The organism is Burkholderia diffusa (assembly GCF_902499115.1).
GTDB classification, from domain to species: Bacteria; Pseudomonadota; Gammaproteobacteria; order Burkholderiales; family Burkholderiaceae; genus Burkholderia; species Burkholderia diffusa.
In genome coordinates this window covers 88,758-104,882 of record NZ_CABVPN010000027.1, presented here as the reverse complement: position 1 = coordinate 104,882, position 16,125 = coordinate 88,758, and the positions used below count along the sequence as shown (strand labels likewise).

The following is a 16,125-nucleotide window of genomic DNA, read 5'->3' as shown; positions in this document are numbered from 1 at the left end:
CCCGACATCGAACTCATCATGAACGACACGATCGAACCGCTGACCCCGCCGCCGGCTGCCGAACCGGCAACGATGCCGCCTACCGCGCGCGACGCAACGCCAGAAACACCGCCGTCCCGGCGCGGCCGCAAGCTGGCCGTCCCGCTTGCCGCGATTGCCTTCGCCGCCACGCTGCTCGCGATCGGCATCGTGCCGCGCATCGCCGCGCGCGCCGCGCAGCGCCACCAGGTGGCGGCGCAGCAGGCGCTGCCGGTGACCGTGATCCAGCCCGGCGCCGCACCGGCCGATCAGACGCTCACGCTGCCGGGTGCCGTGACGCCGTATGCGGAAGCGTCGATCTACGCGCGTACCAGCGGCTACATCGCCCACTGGAGCGCGGACATCGGCACGCATGTGAAGGCCGGGCAAACGCTCGCGCAGATCACCGCGCCCGACCTCGATGCGCAGCTGCGCCAGGCGCGCGCGGACGCGGCGACCGCGCAAGCGAACTACGACTATGCGAAATCGACCGCGCAGCGCTGGCAGGACATGCTGAAGACGCAATCGGTGTCGCAGCAGGACACCGACACGAAGGTGGCCGACATGAACGCGAAGCGCGCGATGCTCTCATCCGCGCAGGCCAATACCGCCCATCTGAACGAACTCGTATCGTTCGAATCGGTGAGCGCGCCATTCGACGGCGTGATTACCGCGCGCAACGTCGACGTCGGCACGCTCGTGACGGCGGGCGGCACGCCGGGCAGCCCCGGACTGTCGGGCGAACTGTTCCATCTGGAGCAGACGGACACGCTGCGCGTGTTCGTCGACGTGCCGCAGGACAGCGCGGCCGGCGTCTCCACCGGCACGGCCGCCTACCTGACCACGCAGCAGTATCCGGGGCGGCGCTTCGCCGCGCACGTCGCCCGCAGCGCGGGCGCGATCGACCCGGTCACGCGCACGCTGCGTGTCGAGATCGACGTCGACAATCGCGATGGCGCGTTGCTGCCCGGCGCGTATGCGCAGGCGCACCTGCTCGTGCCGAGCGCGGCGCCGACGTTCGAGCTGCCGGTCAGTGCACTGCTGTATCGACCGAACGGCGTGACGGTTGCAACGGTCGACGCGAATGGACGCACGGCGCTGAAGACCGTGCAGATCGGACGCGATTTCGGCACGCATGTCGAGATCGTCGCCGGGCTCGGCGCGACCGATCGCGTGATCGACAACCCGGGCGATTCGATCGCAAGCGGCGAAACCGTGAAGATCGTGTCGGTCGAGCACAGCGCGGTGCCGGCCGCTTCGCCGGCAGCGCAACCGGCCACGGCAAGCGGTGTGCCGTCAGCGCCACGCGCGGCGACGTCCATGCCCGCCTCCGCGCCGGTTGCGCGTACCTCGAACGCCCGCACCTGACCCGCCATGCCTACCTGTGAGATTCCCGCCATGCGCCTTCCTCACCCACTCCCCTTCGCCCGCCGCGTCGTCGCGCTCGGCGTTGTCACCGCGCTGGCCGCTTGCTCGACGCTGCCGCCCTATTCGCCGCCGACCGTCTCGGTACCCACGCACTATGCCGGCACGTCGGCCGCGCAACCGGGCTGGCAAGTCGCGGCGCCGGCCGATGCCGCGTCGCGCGGCGCGTGGTGGACGGTGTTCAACGACGCGGATCTGAACGCGCTCGAAGCGCGCGTCGACGTGTCGAACCAGACCGTCAAGAAGGCCGTTGCCGACCTCGAGCAAGCGCGCGCGACGGTCGACTACCAGCATGCGGGGTTTCTGCCGACAGTCACGGCGGGCGTGGCGCAAAGCCGTTCACGCATATCGCGGAACAAGCTGGGTTCGTCGCTCGCCGGCAAGACGACACCCGACCATCAGGTCGGCGTGGCGGCAAGCTGGGAACCCGACGTGTTCGGCCGCGTGCGCGATGCGGTAGCAGGTGCGCAGGCGAACGCCGACGCAAGTGCGGCCGATCTGCAAGCCGTCAAACTGTCGGTCACGGCCGAACTCGCGACCGACTATTTCGCGCTGCGTTCGCTCGACACGCAAAAGCAGCTGCTCGACGACACGGTGCGGGCCTATGCGGATGCGCTGAAGCTGCTGAAACAGCAGCTCGCGGCCGGCGCGATCGATGCGTCCGCCGTCGCACAAGCCGAAACGCAACTGGAAGCGACGCGCACGCAGGATACCGACATCGACGCGTCGCGTGCGCAGCTCCAGCATGCGATCGCAACGCTCGTCGGCGAAAACGCATCGACGTTCGCATTGCCGGCGCGCGTTCAAGCGTTCGACGTGCCTGCCATTCCGGCAGGCATGCCGTCGCAACTGCTCGAACGACGGCCGGACATCGCAGCTGCCGAGCGCCGCGTCGCGGCCGCGAACGCGCAGATCGGCGAAGCGCGCGCCGCGTTCTTCCCCGACCTCGTGCTGTCGGCGAGCGCGGGGCTCGAAAGCGGGTTCTTCACGCCGTGGCTGACCGCGCCAAGCCTGTTCTGGTCGCTCGGCCCGCAACTCGTCGGCACGCTGTTCGACGGCGGCAGGCGCAGCGCGACGCTGCGCGGCACGCACGCGCAGTACGATGGCGAGGTCGCCGACTATCGGCAGACCGTGCTGGGCGCATTCCAGCAGGTGGAGGATCAATTGTCCGCGCTCGATGCGCTCGCGTCCGAGGCCGCCAGTCAGCAGCGCGCGACCGACGCGGCCGACCTGTCGCTGCGGCTGACGACGAATCGCTTCAATGCCGGCGCCGTCAGCTATCTGGACGTGGTGACCGCGCAGACGATCGCGCTGACCAATCGGCGCCAGGCCGACGAGATCGCCGCACGTCGGATGGAAGCATCGGTCGGATTGCTGAAGGCGCTGGGCGGCGGCTGGCACTCGGGCGCGGATATCGCCGCTCGCGCCGCCGGATCGGGTACAGCGATCAAGACGCAGGGTTCCTGACGAAGATGAGGATGAACCGCGTGCCCGCCGCGTCGCTTTCGACGCGCGCGCTGCCGCCGTGCAGCTCCATCACCGAGCGCACGATCGCGAGCCCGAGCCCGGCCGTGCCGCCCGGCACGCCGCCGCTGCGCGCGGGGTCGCCGCGCACGAATCGGTCGAAGATGCGCGGCAGCAGCGCGGGATCGATCGGCTCGCCCGGATTCTCGACGACGACGCGTACCGTGTCCGCCGTTTCGTCGACGCTCAGCGCAATGACGCCGCCCGCAGGCGTATAGCGCAGCGCATTCGCGAGCAGGTTGCCGACCGCGCGGCGAAACAGTTCGACATCGGCAATCAGCTGGCCGTGCCCTTCGACGCGCAGCGTCGAACCCGCTTCATCGGCGAGCCCTTCGAAGTATTCGGCGATGCGCGTCAGCTCGTCATGCACGTCAAACGCGCGCTGCCGCGTCACGAAGGTCGGGTGTTCGGCGCGCGCGAGAAACAGCACGTTCTCGATCATGCGTGCGAGACGGTCGTATTCCTCGAGATTCGATTCGAGCAGCGCCTGGTATTCGCCGGGCGAACGCGGCCGCGCAAGTGCCACTTCGGTCGCGCCGCGCATGTTGTTCAGCGGCGTGCGCAGGTCGTGCGCGAGATCGGCGCTGAATTGCGACAAATGTCCGAAAGCTTGCTGCAGGCGGCCGAGCATCGCGTTCTGCGCATCGACGAGCGCACGCAGTTCGCGCGGCGCACGCGCGGCGTCGAGCCGCGCGTCGAGCTTGTCGACGGTGATCCGGCCGGTGTTCGCGACGATCTCGCGCAGCGGTGCGAGCGCCGTGCGGATCAGCCAGTAGCTTAGCAGCATTGCGCACAACGCGCCCAGCCCGCCGGCGAGCTTCAGCTTGTTGCGATAGCCGTCGAGCAGTTCGGCGCGATCGCTCATGTCGCGCGCGATCGCGATGCGGATCTGCGTACCGTCGCGCAGCATTGCGCCGGCCACGACACCGCGCACGGACGTGCCGTCGTCGGCGCGCCATGTCGCGATCCGGTCGACGGTGATCCGTTCGGCCGCCGGCACCGGCGTCGCGTGGGGCGGAAACAGTTCGGCATCGGGCAACGCAGGCGGTGCGGGCGACGCCGTGCCCGACGCAGGTGGGGGCAGATCCTCGCGCTCGGTCCGCCTGACGTTGTGCCGCGCGAGCACATTGCCCCGATCGTCGACCACGGCCATCGAGAGTGCCGCGTTCCCGAGCACCTGGCTCGTCAGCCGGTCCGCGTGCGCGCGCACGGCGTCGAGCGAATCGAGTTCGCCCGCGAGCCGGCGCGTGTGCCGTGCGGCAAGCACGATGTCCAGATCGTCCTGCGTCCTCACTTGCCGGTCGAGGCCGGTATACACGTACGTGCCGACGAGCGCGAAGACCGCGAGCATCGTCGCGCCAAACGAGAGCGCGAGCGTCGCGCCAAGCGATCGACCGAGCGTCATGCACCGTCCTTCGGTTCGAGCACGTAGCCTACGCCGCGCACCGTGTGGATCAGCTTGACCGGAAACGCATCGTCGATCTTCGCGCGCAGTCGCCGAATGGCGACTTCGACGACGTTGGTGTCGCTATCGAAGTTCATGTCCCACACATACGACGCGATCTGCGTGCGGCTCAGCACTTCGCCTTGTCGACGCGCGAGCAACTGCAACAGCGAGAACTCGCGTGGCGTCAGGTCGATCCGCACCGTGCCGCGCTTCACGCGGCGGCGTACGACGTCGATTTCCAGGTCGCCGACCACAATGCGCTCGGTCTCGCGTGGTGGGCCGCGGCGAGCAAGCGTGCGGATGCGAGCGAGCAGTTCGACGAATGCGAACGGCTTCACGAGGTAATCATCCGCGCCCAGTTCGAGACCGTGCACGCGGTCCTGCACATCGTCGCGCGCGGTCAGGAACAGCACCGGCGTGGTATGGGTATCGCGCAGGCGCTTGAGCACGCCCCACCCGTCGAGCACGGGCAGCATCACGTCGAGCACGATCACGTCGTAGTTCTCTTCCTGCGCGAGCATCAGCCCTTCCGCGCCGTCCTTTGCGAGATCGATGCTGAAGCCGGATTCCTCGAGCCCTTTCTTCAAGTACGCGGCCGTCTTCGGTTCGTCTTCGACTATCAGGATGCGCATGCTCGGCTCCATCGCATTCGGTTGGAATATGCGGCGATGTTACCGGTAAACCGGCGGGTGAAAGTCTTCGCCGACCAGCGGGACAGCTCGATTACGAAAATGTAATCCGAGGGTCAGCGCATTGACTGTCGCGGCATTGCGCACGTCATGACGACGCGTCGGCGATTTGCCATACCGCGGCCTGCGCCGCACGTTCGCTTCCTGCGTAATGGGCTGCTGGTGGGATGGCGGTCGATGTCGGCGGGTGCGCCTGCGGCGGCGCTACCGTTTCCCGCGGCACGCTGCGGCGACGCAATGAACGACATGTTCCTGCGGCTCGTCGTGCGCGACGCGCTCTATTCGCTCTTGTTCGACTGGACCAGCCGCAGAATCCGGCTGTCATACGGCGACTCCATGACTTCCGCGACGCGGACGTCGGATGCGGCCGGGTGCAGCGGATTCAACAGGAAGTTGTGCGCGTGCGGCACGACGACGCTCGGTACGCGCAGCAGTGCGCTCGGCTGCGTGTGCAGCCACTCGGTGCCGGCGCTGCGGGTCCAGTCGACGTTCTCCCGCCAGTCGGCCGGCGCATCGCCTTCCGCGATCTCGGCAACGTCCACCGATTCGGACACCTCGACGCGCAGCAACTGGTATGCGCTCGGCAATTGCGCAACGGTGGCCATTTCGAAGTGGACGAGCGTCTCGAGCAGCGCGAGCGCCGGATGCTCGGCGAGATAGACGACGGGCTGCCCGGCAAAATGCCAGCGCCCGCCGGCCCGCAAGCCGCCGATGCCTTTCAGATCGGCGTAATTGCTGATGCGCCACAGCGTCGTCAAGCGAAATACCCCTCGTCGATCTGCGTGAGCGCCTCTTCGACGAGTCGGGCGCCGTGCTCGGTGCTCGACATGTCGAGCGACGTGCGGCCGCCGAAGCGCTGGAGCCCGTTGCGCAGCCACGCCATTGCCTTGTCCTGGTCGCCGAACGTGGCCGTCGCCTGCGCGACGATGCGTGCAAGCCGGATCGCCTTGTCGGATTCCTCCGGCGACAGGCGCTCGTGCGCCTGGCGACGATGGCTCAACGTGCGCCGCGGGATGATGAAGGCGAGTTCATCCGACTTCAGGCCGCGCTCCGACAGGCGATCGATTACCGCGAGGTCGACGCGCGCACTCGCCAGCTCGGCGAGATCGGCGCCCGAGCGCACGCGAATCGCGAGCAGTTGCTCGAGTATCGTGAATTCGGCCTGGCGCGGGTGCGCGACGCCCGAAGGGTGAAACGCGATCGTGCTCATGATTCTTCTCCGGCAATTTGCCCAATCATTATAGGCGTTTTGCCGAAGGCGGGCGGATTCTTGTCGTCAGGGGTTCACCGGGCGTCGGACCGGGCTTTCGGCACCCGACTCCGGCCCCATTACCCGTCGCCCGGATCGAGCGAATCGACGATTCCCTGCGGAAGCCAAGGCGATGAAATTCAGGATATGAAGGCCTGCATCGACGTCATGTGGTTGTCACGTAACAACTTTTCTAAGGAATAGTGATCGGCAGGCGCGACGTGCGCGGCCCAGGGCGCCCCCCTCCCACGCCCTGCCCGGCGCCGATGCCGATCAGCCGGCCCATGCCGACGATCGGATCACGCTGCAGAAATTTCCTGCATGGAAATGCGGATCCTTGTCGGCCAGCACATCGGCCTTCACGTTGCCGAACGTCGTGTCCGGCTTGTGCCGGATGCCGTCGTAGAACGCCTGGATGATGTCTTCCTTGAAATGCGGCGTGCGCGGATGTGCGCGGACGACGGCATCTCGTTCGACGTCGCTGTACTCCGGATACGCGAGGCCCAGCACGTCCATCTCGACCCCTGCGGTGACGAGCGCGACGACCGGATGCATATGCTTCGGAATACCTGGCGTAGTGTGCAGCGCGATCGCAGTCCACACGACCTCGATGTCCTGCTGCGAAATGCCCTTGCTCTTCAGAAAATCGCGGGCGGCATTGGCGCCGTCCACTTCGAATCGTTCGCACGCGCTGCTGTGCCGATGCGTGAGCCCCATGTCATGAAACATGCAGCCGCAATAGAGCAGTTCGGGATCGTAGCGGAGCCCGCGGTGCTGCCCCGCAAGCGCGGCGAAGTAGTAGACGCGGCTGGAATGGTGAAACAGCAACTCGGACTCGGTATCCCGTACGAGTTCGGTGATCTCGCGAGCGAGTTGGCTATCGGGAACGGTGATGCCGGCGACGTTCACAGTCATGATCGACCTCCATTGAAGACAGCACCCATTCTCCGAAGGCCCGGGTTTGGCATCAATCGCCGTGTTACGACGAATTCTGCCATTTCGCGCGATCGACGGCCATCGCGGCCGCAACCCTTGAACCGCGCCCGCGAAGTGCGCCGATGCCCCTCGTCGCCTCGCGTTGCGCGTCTATACTGCTACGCGTCACGTTCGACACATCGATACCACACGCAACCGAACATGCCGAAGGTCGTGGGAATTTTCGCGGTACCGGGCGTACAACTGCTCGACGTTTCCGCGCCGCTCGACGTATTCGCCCAGGCTAACGCCGAATGCGGCAAGCCGTTCTATACGCTGCGGATCATCGCGAGCGAGCCCGGGCCGATCCGCGCGTCATCGGGCGCGCAATTGCTGGCCGACTGGATCGCTCCCGACATTCCCGATCGCCTCGACACGCTGCTCGTCGCCGGTGCGCCGGGTGCCGCCGCGGTCGCGCTGCGAACCGACGTCCTCGCGTGGCTGCGCTCGGCCGCCGTGCAAAGCAAGCGGTATGGCTCGATCTGCACCGGCGCGTTCATCCTCGCGGCGACCGGCCTGCTGAAAGGACGACGCCTGACGACGCACTGGGCCGCCGCCGACACGCTCGCCGATGCGTATCCGTCGCTCACGGTCGAAGCGGACGCGCTGTATGTACGCGACGGCAAGCTGCGCACCGGAGCGGGCGTCACGGCCGGGCTCGATCTCGCGCTCGCGCTGGTCGAGGAAGATCTCGGCCGGGAAATCGCACGGCGCGTCGCCGCGCAACTGGTCATGTTCTTCAAGCGCCCGGGCGGACAGCTCCAGTTCAGCCGCAGCGGCGAGGCACGGCCGGCCGGGCGCTCCGTGCTGCAGGAAGTCCAGCGCTGGATCGCCAGCCATCCTGAACTCGAACACTCGGTGGCGGCACTCGCGAAGCATGCGGGCATGAGCCCGCGCCACTTCGCGCGGCTCTTTCGCGCGGAGGTCGGCATGACGCCGGCTGCGTGGGTCGAAGCGACCCGCATCTCCGCTGCCCGGCAACTGCTCGAAAACGGACATGACACGCCGAAGCAGGTCGCCGCAAAATGCGGCTTCGCGAATGTCGATACGCTCAGACGGTCGTTCGCGAGGCACGTCGGGATCACGCCCGCCGAATACCGGAAACGACAGTCGGTCGTCGAGGAGTGAGTGACGCGGTACGCACGACGATGCGGCCGTTAATACTCACGTCGATGTGCGAGAAGGCGGAGTCGGCCCGGATTGCACAGCGAGGGGCGAACACACTCCCTCGCTCGCGACCAATGATTCGTTATCCGATTTAATTGATCTTTCCATCGGCCGAAGTCGGCGTGCGGTTGCAATACACCTCTGTCCCGGATCGCGCCAGCTCCCGGTTCGGCGCCCGCAATCACACTCATCGAATGCGCGCCGGCATACGGATAATCATCAGACAAAACCCCGCATTCCCCGCGAATCGTTTACCCAGTTGCAATAATTATTCGCCGGAACGCCTATTTCCGACCGGTATCGCGATCGCTACGATGCAATCAACCGCTGAACGCAACAAGCGAAGCGCGAAATCTACGAAAACCGGAGGTCACCATGAAGTCGTTCATCTACGCAGTCGCCGCTGTCGCCGCCCTTACCGCATCCGTTGGCGCATTCGCCCAGTCGAACTCGTCGGGAGAACTGACGCGCGCCCAGGTCCGCGCAGAACTCGTGCAGCTCGAGCAAGCCGGTTACAAGCCGGAAGTGTCCGACGCCCACTATCCGAATGCGCTGCAAACCGCGCAGGCCCGCGTGACGAACAGCGACGCAACGGGTTACGGCGCACAAGCCGCCGCCGGCGTGCGTGCCGGCCGCGTGATCGCGGTCAAGCAAACCGCTCGAGACTCGGTCTATTTCGGTCAGTAAGACCGACGTACGCAGCGCGTACCTCGATACGCGCGCTGTCGACGCAACACCCCGCTCCCGTTCATCGGGGCGGGGTGTTGCGTTTTCGGTGGCTCCGACTTACGCGCTCCGCGACGCACGATCGATGCGCAGCGTGGATCGGCTGCAGCCCCGAACCGTTCACGCAGACGGCCGGCGTTTGCGCATAGAATGGCCGCGTGGTCGGCGCCGGCCTAAGCGAACGCGAGCGAAGCCTCGAGTCACCCGGGCATACCTCACTCGCTGGCCGACCCGATGCCGCACTCATCGCATTTTTCGAAAAGGAGCGGTTTCATGTCTCAAACATCCGGTTCCATGATCACGTTTCGCCGCCCCGACGGCCAGGAACTGCAGGGCTACCTCGCGACGCCGGAAAAGACCGAAGGTGCACCCGCGGTCGTCGTCATCCAGGAGTGGTGGGGCCTGAACGACCAGATCCGCGGCGTTGCCGATCGCCTCGCGCGCTGCGGCTACTTCGCGCTCGTGCCCGACCTGTATCGCGGCAAGTCGACGGTCGAGGAGGAAGAAGCGCACCACCTGATGACCGGCCTCGATTTCGGCGACGCCGCGTCGCAGGACATTCCCGGCGCAGTGCAATACCTGAAGACGCGCGCGTCGCGCGTGGCGGTCACCGGCTTCTGCATGGGCGGCGCTCTCACTCTGCTGTCGCTGCAGTTCGCCGATGTCGATGCCGGCGTCACGTGGTACGGCTTCCCTCCGCTTGACTACCTCGATCCGTCGAAGATCAAGGTGCCGCTGATGGGTCACTGGGGTACCCAGGATGCGTTCTTCGCGATCGACCAGGTCGATGCGCTGGAGAAGAAGCTGACCGACGCGAAGGTCGGTATCGAATTCCACCGCTATCTCGCCCATCACGCGTTCGCGAACGAAACGGCCGTCGGCCCCGGCCGCATCGGCGGCACGCAGTTCGATCCGGTGTGGTCGCAGATCGCGTGGGACCGCACGCTGACGTTCTTCGGGCGCACGCTCTGGGGCCAGCAGCAGTAATACCGCAGCAGGCACCTGCCGCTGACGGGTAACGATCCTCATGAAGCGAAACGCCACGGACTTGCAGCCGTGGCGTTGTCGTTTATGGGATGAATTTCTTATGCGACCGTCTCGCGCATCACGGGTTCGACACCGAAGCACGCACGACGAAATGCGAGTGGCACGGCCGGCTCCGGACTGGGGTTCTCATAAACGCGCGAGTCGATCGACGCATCCAATCGAAGACGTCATGCCGCAGTGCCGTCATCATCAAGTTCGGTATGCTAAATATCCCGCACGGCTGAACGTCGATTCACGGACGACGTTGCAAGTGCCGAGTCATTCGACCCGAAACTCGTTGTTCGCCTCCGCTCAGGACTCGCAGGAACCGCGCAGCGCGGCCTCGTCGGCGGCCAGCATTTCGGGCACGCATTCCCGCAGGAAATCGACGAACGTCCGGATCTTCGCGTCGAGGTACTGGCGCGACGCATACAGCGTGTAGACCGTCAGCTTCTGCAGCCGGTACTCGGGCAACACGCGAACCAGCGCGCCGCTCGCCAGGGCGGGCACCGCACTCGACATCGGCAATGAGCCGATCCCGAGGCCGGCGCGCAGCGCGGCGCCGAGCGCATCGGCGATATTCACCTGGAAGTCCGGCAGCGGCAGCTCGAATGTCTCGCGACCGTCGGGGCCGTCGAGGTGCCAGCGGTCGCGTGGAAAGATCGGCGTGACGATCTGCAGGCATGAATGCGCTTCGAGATCGCGCACGGTGCGCGGCGTGCCGCGCTCCTTCAGGTACGCGGGCGACGCGCACAGCACGCTGTGAACATCGCCGAGACGCTGCGACACCAGGCCCGAGTCGGGCAGCTCCGTCGCGCTCAGCTGCAGCGACACGTCGTAACCTTCGTCGATGATGTCGGGCACGTGCTGCGACAGCGTAAGTTCGACCGCCACCGACGGATAGCGCTGCCGGTATCGCACCACCGCGGGCACCACGTAGGCCTGGCCGAAACTTGTGGTCGCGTGCACATGCAGGCGCCCCGACGGCTTCGCCTGCGCGTCGGCCGCCTCGGCTTCCGCTTCGTCGATATAGCCGAGGATGCGCTGGCAGCGGTCGAGATAGCGCTGTCCGGCGTCGGTCAATGCGATGCGGCGCGTGCTCCGGTTGAGCAGACGCGTGCGCAGATGCGTTTCGAGTTGCGCGACCGAACGAGAAGCATAGGCGGTGGTGATGTCCAGGCGCTGGGCCGCGCTCGTGAAGCTGCCCTCCTCCGCCACCCGGACGAAAATGCGCATCATCTGTAACGTGTCCATCGACATGTCCCCGGGATTGAAATCGCTTCGCGGCGGCGCCCGCCCCGGCACAGCCCGGTCTGGCGCGAATTGTGCGGAACAGTACCGCAGCGGTGCAGGCGTGTCCAGTTTGCCGTGCGCCGCTCCGGCGCGCCCTCGCTCACGCGACAACCGCTGCCGGCATCGGCTCGATGCAGGCCGCACGGCGGCGGCCTGCCGCGCACGCATTGCACGTGCGCGTCGCGCTCAGCCCTGCTCGAAGGGGTTGCTCAGCACGATCGTGTCGTCGCGCTCGGCGCCGGTCGTGATCATCGATACGGGCGCACCCGCGACCGCCTCGACGCGCGCGATGAAATTCTGCGCGGCACGCGGCAACGCCGCAAACTCGCGCACGCCCTTCACGGTGCCGTCCCACCCGGCGAACGTTTCGTAGACGGGCGTTGCGCGCGCCTGCGCATCGCGGCTCGCGGGCAGATGGTCGACGCGTGCGCCATCGAGCTCGTAGCCGACGCACAGCTCGATCGACGCGAAGCCGTCGAGTACGTCGAGCTTGGTGAGCGCGAGCGAATCGATACCCGAAATCCGGACGGCCTGCCGCAACTGCGCGGCATCGAGCCATCCGCAGCGGCGCGGCCGGCCGGTGTTGACGCCGAACTCCTGCCCGCGTGCGCGCAGCGTTTCGCCGGTGGCGTCGCTCAGTTCGGTGAGGAACGGGCCGCCGCCGACGCGCGTCGCGTACGCCTTGGTTACGCCCAGCACGTGGCCGAGTTTCGACGCGCCGAGCCCTGTGCCGGCCGCCGCGGCCGATGCAACGGTGCCCGACGACGTCACGAACGGATAGGTACCCCAGTCGATGTCGAGCATCACGGCCTGCGAGCCCTCGAACAAGATGCGTTCGCCGCGGTCGTTCGCGTCGTTGAGGTCGGCCCACACGGGACGCACGAACGGGAGGATCTTCGGCGCGATGTCGACCAGCGTTGCCAGCATCGCGTCGCGCGAGCACGGCTCGAGCCCCAGGCCGCGGAACCATGCATTGTGGTGATCGACCAGCACGTCGAGCTTGTCGGCAAGCCGGCCCGGCTCGGCCAGATCCGCGACCCGCAGCCCGCGGCGCCCAACCTTGTCCTCGTAAGCTGGCCCGATCCCGCGCAGCGTGGTGCCGATGGGTTCGCGACGCAGACGCTCCTGCGCCTGGTCGATCGCACGGTGAATCGGCAGGACCAGCGTGGCGTTCTCCGCGATCGACAGATTGTCCGGCGTCACCGACAGCCCGAGTTTGGCCATCCGCCCGATCTCGTCCAGCAGCGCCTCCGGATCGAGCGCCACGCCGTTGCCGATCACACCGCGCTTGCCACGCACAATCCCGCTCGGCAACAGCGCGAGCTTGTACGTCTTGTCGCCGACGACCAGCGTATGGCCCGCGTTGTGGCCGCCGTTGTAGCGTGCGACGAGATCGGCCTGCGCCGCCAGCCAGTCCACGACGCGCCCCTTGCCTTCGTCACCCCATTGGGCGCCCACCACCACCACGTTCGGCATGCTCCATACTCCATGTGAGAAATCCAGACATCCGTTTCGGCCGCATCGGCCGTTCGTGTGCCATATTGGCGGACTAGGATCACCCGATCAAACGATTAAATCTGAGCAGTCGTGTGAGTAAATTTCACACGAAACGATGCATGGCCCGACGACTCCCTCCATTGAATTCGCTGCGCGCCTTCGAAGCCGCGGCCCGCCTCGGCAGTTTCACGCTCGCCGCCGACGAGCTGTGCGTGACGCATGGCGCGATCAGCCGGCATGTTCAGCAACTCGAGGCATGGCTTGGCCGACCGCTGTTCGAGCGGCACAACCGGCGCGTCGAACTGACCGACGCCGGTCGCGTATACCTTGCCGAGGTCGGTGCATCGTTCGACCGGATCGCGCTCGCCACCGCGCAGCATTTCGGCCAGGGGCAGCAGCGCGTGCTGCGCGTCAGCGCGCCCGCGACGTTTTCGCTGCGCTGGCTCGTGCCGAAGCTGTCATCGTTCCAGGTAGCGCATCCGGCCATCGAGGTGCGGCTGTCAACGTCGAACGAGCCGATCGAGAAGTTGCGTGACAAGGTCGACCTGATCGTCCGCGGCGGCCCGCAAGCGATCGACGGATATGTTGCCGAGGAGTTTCTGTCCGAAATCCGGCTGCCCGTATGCGCGCCGAAGCTGCTCGAGGGCCGGCCGCTGCGTACGCCGGCTGATCTCGCCGGCTTCACGCTGCTGCACGCGGCGACGTACCCCGGTATGTGGCCCGAGTGGCTCGCGGCGGCCGGGCACGCGAATCTGGTGCCGCGGCATTCGCTCACGCTGGAGCATTTCTATCTGACGCTGCAGGGCGCGCTCGACGGCCTCGGTGTCGCAATGGGGCCGATCGCGCTCGTCGCGGACGACATCGCCGAAGGCCGGCTGGTGCGGCCGTTCAGCGAACCGGCACTGCCGCCGTGGCGCTATTTCACTTACGTCGCGACTGCGCGCGCGGAAGACGAAGCCGTGCGGGCCTTCAAGGACTGGTTAAAAGCGACTGGGAACGCGACGGCGGAAGCGCGGCGCTGACCAAGTCGATATGTCGGCGACCAGTCGTTGCGCCACGCGCACCGTCTCAATTTGTGCGGGTTTCGTGTGCCTTTGTGCGGAGCCGTATTGCTCGTGCATGATTGTTTTTCGTCTCGTGATTCATCCAGCGATCTGTTGTATTCCGTAGGATTCCTCTGAAACTGAACAAGCAGAATGGCGCGTGTCGTTCACGGAGAGCAGGAAAATTCAACGCATCGAGATGGCATTCATCTCACCTAGAAACGAAGGACGCCGAATCAATTGACTCGGATGTCACACCTGCACGATGACCGGTCGCGCATCGCGTTTCAGCAGCATAAACGACAAACCCCGGCTCGCGCCGGGGTTTGTCTCGTGGGGGAACGTTTATTGGCTTGCGCCAGCGGCTTCGCCCGCCTTCTTCTGAGCGTTCTGCAGATTCTGCGGATAGTTCGGATCGTTGGCCGCCGGCTTGTAGCCAGCGTCTTCGAGCTTCTTCAGCTCGGCGTTGTTCTTCGCGCGCGCTGCCTTGTGTTCGGCTTTGCGTTTTGCCCGAGCTGCCTTGCGTGCTTCACGCTTCGCGGCTTTCGCATCCGATGCGGCGGATGCGGCCGGTGCACTGGCGACGGTCTGCGCGAACACCGGAGCGGCCGAGCCGAAGAGGAACGCTGCTGCTGTAGCAGCCAGCGTCAGTTTTTTGATCTGGATTCGCATCGCTGAACTCTCTTTTCTGATTAGTCACGGAGTGAAAGCACATCGAGATACCGCCCCTGCCCCTGGCCGGTCTTCATGTCGCGGTCAGGGCCTTTGCATCATAACCGCGTTGCAAAAAATGTGGCGCCATCATGCGTGCATTCTTGGGGATACACGTATGGGAGACGTCGTATCGTCACGTATCCCGCGCCCGCCCGATCCGCGTTTCGCAGGGGCCACGACGACGCATCGCGCTCGGGAATCACGCAGCGTGCACGACCGCGGCAACCGCGTGGCGAAGCGGATCGTTCCACCGATACGGTGCAGATTGCCGGTGAGGATGAGATCGATTTCGGTGATGCATGCACTCGCACGACGCCGACTGTTTCACCTGTGGAGTCTGCTGCTCGTGCAATGCGATCGTCGCCCCATGAGCGGGATAGACGACGAAATCGCGAACCTGTGCGCCATGTTGTGACTCGCTCCCGCGCGAACGACGGTTCCTCCCATAAACGACCACGATTCATTCTGCACCGAGCCTGTCGCATTCCCCCGCATGTCGCACGCATGGCTACCTGTTCGATTCTATTCGTCGCCAGATGTGGGAGATGACGTTTGCAGGTAGAGGCGACCTTTGCCACGCAAGGTGAACTCTTCGATCGGCATTCGTTCACGATTGCGCACGAGCATCACGCGAGCGGTCGCCTGTGCGAATGCGTGGCGCTTGGCATCGTACCGACGTCACGAAGCGTCTCGAGCTTGTGCGGCAAGGACGGCGACACGTCCAGCGCGTGGCGCATTCATCACAGCTTTTCCATTGTGCGGCCGCATCTGGTGCGGAGGCGTCGCGCGCACGGTTTGTTAATCCGACGGACACCTTGTAGGTGAGCTTTTACAGGACGGGGCAACTTCCAGCGGTGAGAATTTTCGGGAGTCGAGTGCGGATCCGATGAGGATGAGCCATGTTGATGACGCCAGCCTCACGTTCGAGGCAGTTGCCAGGATCGTCGTGATCAAGCGGCCGCGGTCAGCGTCTCGCTCGGCACAGCGATGCGATTCTGGTCGCGTCGATCGGAACGCTGTCCCAATTCCGATACTGACCCAAAGGTAGAAAACCGCGATGCAGAATGAGCGGGACGAGAGCCAGCCAATTTCGTCTGTGCACGCGCCATCGACTGGAAAGTGACAGGCAGATCAACAGGTGACAGCCGAAGACTTTTCTGCGGAAGCCTTGGCGCTGACGAAAAAAAACGGCCTGAGAATGAATTCCGGCGATTTTTCACCGCCGTGACGGAAACTCGCGGTGCTTCTGTGTCGAGCGGGGCTGCCGTCGTCTGCGGGTAATCCCTGACGGGAAACCGACCGCTATCTGCATTTTTCAATCCCATAGGTGGG

At 65.6% G+C, this 16,125-nt stretch carries 14 protein-coding genes; 6 read left to right on the top strand and 8 right to left on the bottom strand.

Annotation, left to right across the window (positions count from 1 at the left end; genetic code table 11):
• Window positions 1-18: 18 nt before the first annotated feature.
• Together BTE28158_RS25260 and BTE28158_RS25255 are read left to right on the top strand one after the other, a co-directional pair.
• The gene (locus tag BTE28158_RS25260) at window positions 19-1,386 is read left to right on the top strand and encodes an efflux RND transporter periplasmic adaptor subunit (protein WP_151048481.1); all 1,368 of its coding nucleotides are present in this window, start codon (window positions 19-21) and stop codon (window positions 1,384-1,386) included.
• A 30-nt stretch (window positions 1,387-1,416) separates the two neighbouring features.
• A complete protein-coding gene (locus BTE28158_RS25255; protein WP_151048480.1) occupies window positions 1,417-2,910 on the top strand; it encodes an efflux transporter outer membrane subunit in 1,494 nt (497 codons plus the stop codon).
• Here BTE28158_RS25255 and BTE28158_RS25250 read toward each other — a convergent pair.
• The 5 genes from BTE28158_RS25250 to BTE28158_RS25230 all read right to left on the bottom strand — a co-directional run bounded on the left by BTE28158_RS25250 (window position 2,891) and on the right by BTE28158_RS25230 (window position 7,267).
• Window positions 2,891-4,372, bottom strand: coding sequence for a heavy metal sensor histidine kinase (locus BTE28158_RS25250; protein ID WP_151048479.1), 1,482 nt, complete (start codon window positions 4,370-4,372; stop codon window positions 2,891-2,893). The two genes, BTE28158_RS25255 and BTE28158_RS25250, sit on opposite strands and share 20 nt — an antisense overlap.
• Window positions 4,369-5,046, bottom strand: coding sequence for a heavy metal response regulator transcription factor (locus BTE28158_RS25245; protein WP_006759651.1), 678 nt, complete (start codon window positions 5,044-5,046; stop codon window positions 4,369-4,371). Before BTE28158_RS25245 ends, BTE28158_RS25250 begins: the two co-directional genes overlap by 4 nt.
• A 335-nt stretch (window positions 5,047-5,381) precedes the next feature.
• Window positions 5,382-5,861, bottom strand: coding sequence for an RES family NAD+ phosphorylase (locus tag BTE28158_RS25240; RefSeq protein ID WP_124904301.1), 480 nt, complete (start codon window positions 5,859-5,861; stop codon window positions 5,382-5,384).
• Window positions 5,858-6,313, bottom strand: coding sequence for an Xre family toxin-antitoxin system antitoxin (locus tag BTE28158_RS25235; RefSeq protein ID WP_151048478.1), 456 nt, complete (start codon window positions 6,311-6,313; stop codon window positions 5,858-5,860). Before BTE28158_RS25235 ends, BTE28158_RS25240 begins: the two co-directional genes overlap by 4 nt.
• Before the next feature lie 312 nt (window positions 6,314-6,625).
• Window positions 6,626-7,267, bottom strand: a complete 642-nt coding sequence (locus BTE28158_RS25230; RefSeq protein WP_059600803.1) for an HD domain-containing protein — start codon at window positions 7,265-7,267, stop codon at window positions 6,626-6,628.
• A gap of 222 nt (window positions 7,268-7,489) precedes the next feature.
• On the opposite strand from BTE28158_RS25230, the gene BTE28158_RS25225 reads away from it, so the two are divergent.
• From BTE28158_RS25225 to BTE28158_RS25215, 3 genes are all read left to right on the top strand, one after another.
• Window positions 7,490-8,455 carry a GlxA family transcriptional regulator gene (locus tag BTE28158_RS25225; RefSeq protein ID WP_151048477.1) on the top strand — a complete coding sequence of 322 codons (966 nt, stop codon included), beginning with the start codon at window positions 7,490-7,492 and terminating at the stop codon, window positions 8,453-8,455.
• 414 nt (window positions 8,456-8,869) lie between these two features.
• Window positions 8,870-9,181, top strand: a complete 312-nt coding sequence (locus BTE28158_RS25220; RefSeq protein ID WP_059600798.1) for a DUF4148 domain-containing protein — start codon at window positions 8,870-8,872, stop codon at window positions 9,179-9,181.
• 312 nt (window positions 9,182-9,493) lie between these two features.
• Window positions 9,494-10,207, top strand: a complete 714-nt coding sequence (locus tag BTE28158_RS25215; RefSeq protein WP_124629259.1) for a dienelactone hydrolase family protein — start codon at window positions 9,494-9,496, stop codon at window positions 10,205-10,207.
• A gap of 351 nt (window positions 10,208-10,558) precedes the next feature.
• Here the strand turns inward: BTE28158_RS25215 and BTE28158_RS25210 are convergent, their stop codons facing one another.
• Window positions 10,559-11,500, bottom strand: a complete 942-nt coding sequence (locus tag BTE28158_RS25210) for a LysR family transcriptional regulator (protein WP_124629261.1) — start codon at window positions 11,498-11,500, stop codon at window positions 10,559-10,561.
• A 225-nt stretch (window positions 11,501-11,725) separates the two neighbouring features.
• Entirely contained in the window at window positions 11,726-13,015 is a 1,290-nt protein-coding gene (locus BTE28158_RS25205; protein WP_151048476.1) for an adenylosuccinate synthase, read from the bottom strand.
• Between the two features lie 140 nt (window positions 13,016-13,155).
• Between BTE28158_RS25205 and gcvA the strand changes: the two genes are divergently transcribed.
• Window positions 13,156-14,058, top strand: coding sequence for a transcriptional regulator GcvA (gcvA, locus tag BTE28158_RS25200; protein ID WP_059600791.1), 903 nt, complete (start codon window positions 13,156-13,158; stop codon window positions 14,056-14,058).
• A gap of 366 nt (window positions 14,059-14,424) precedes the next feature.
• On the opposite strand, the gene BTE28158_RS25195 is transcribed toward gcvA, so the two are convergent.
• Window positions 14,425-14,751 carry a DUF4148 domain-containing protein gene (locus BTE28158_RS25195; RefSeq protein ID WP_151048475.1) on the bottom strand — a complete coding sequence of 109 codons (327 nt, stop codon included), beginning with the start codon at window positions 14,749-14,751 and terminating at the stop codon, window positions 14,425-14,427.
• Window positions 14,752-16,125 lie beyond the last annotated feature (1,374 nt).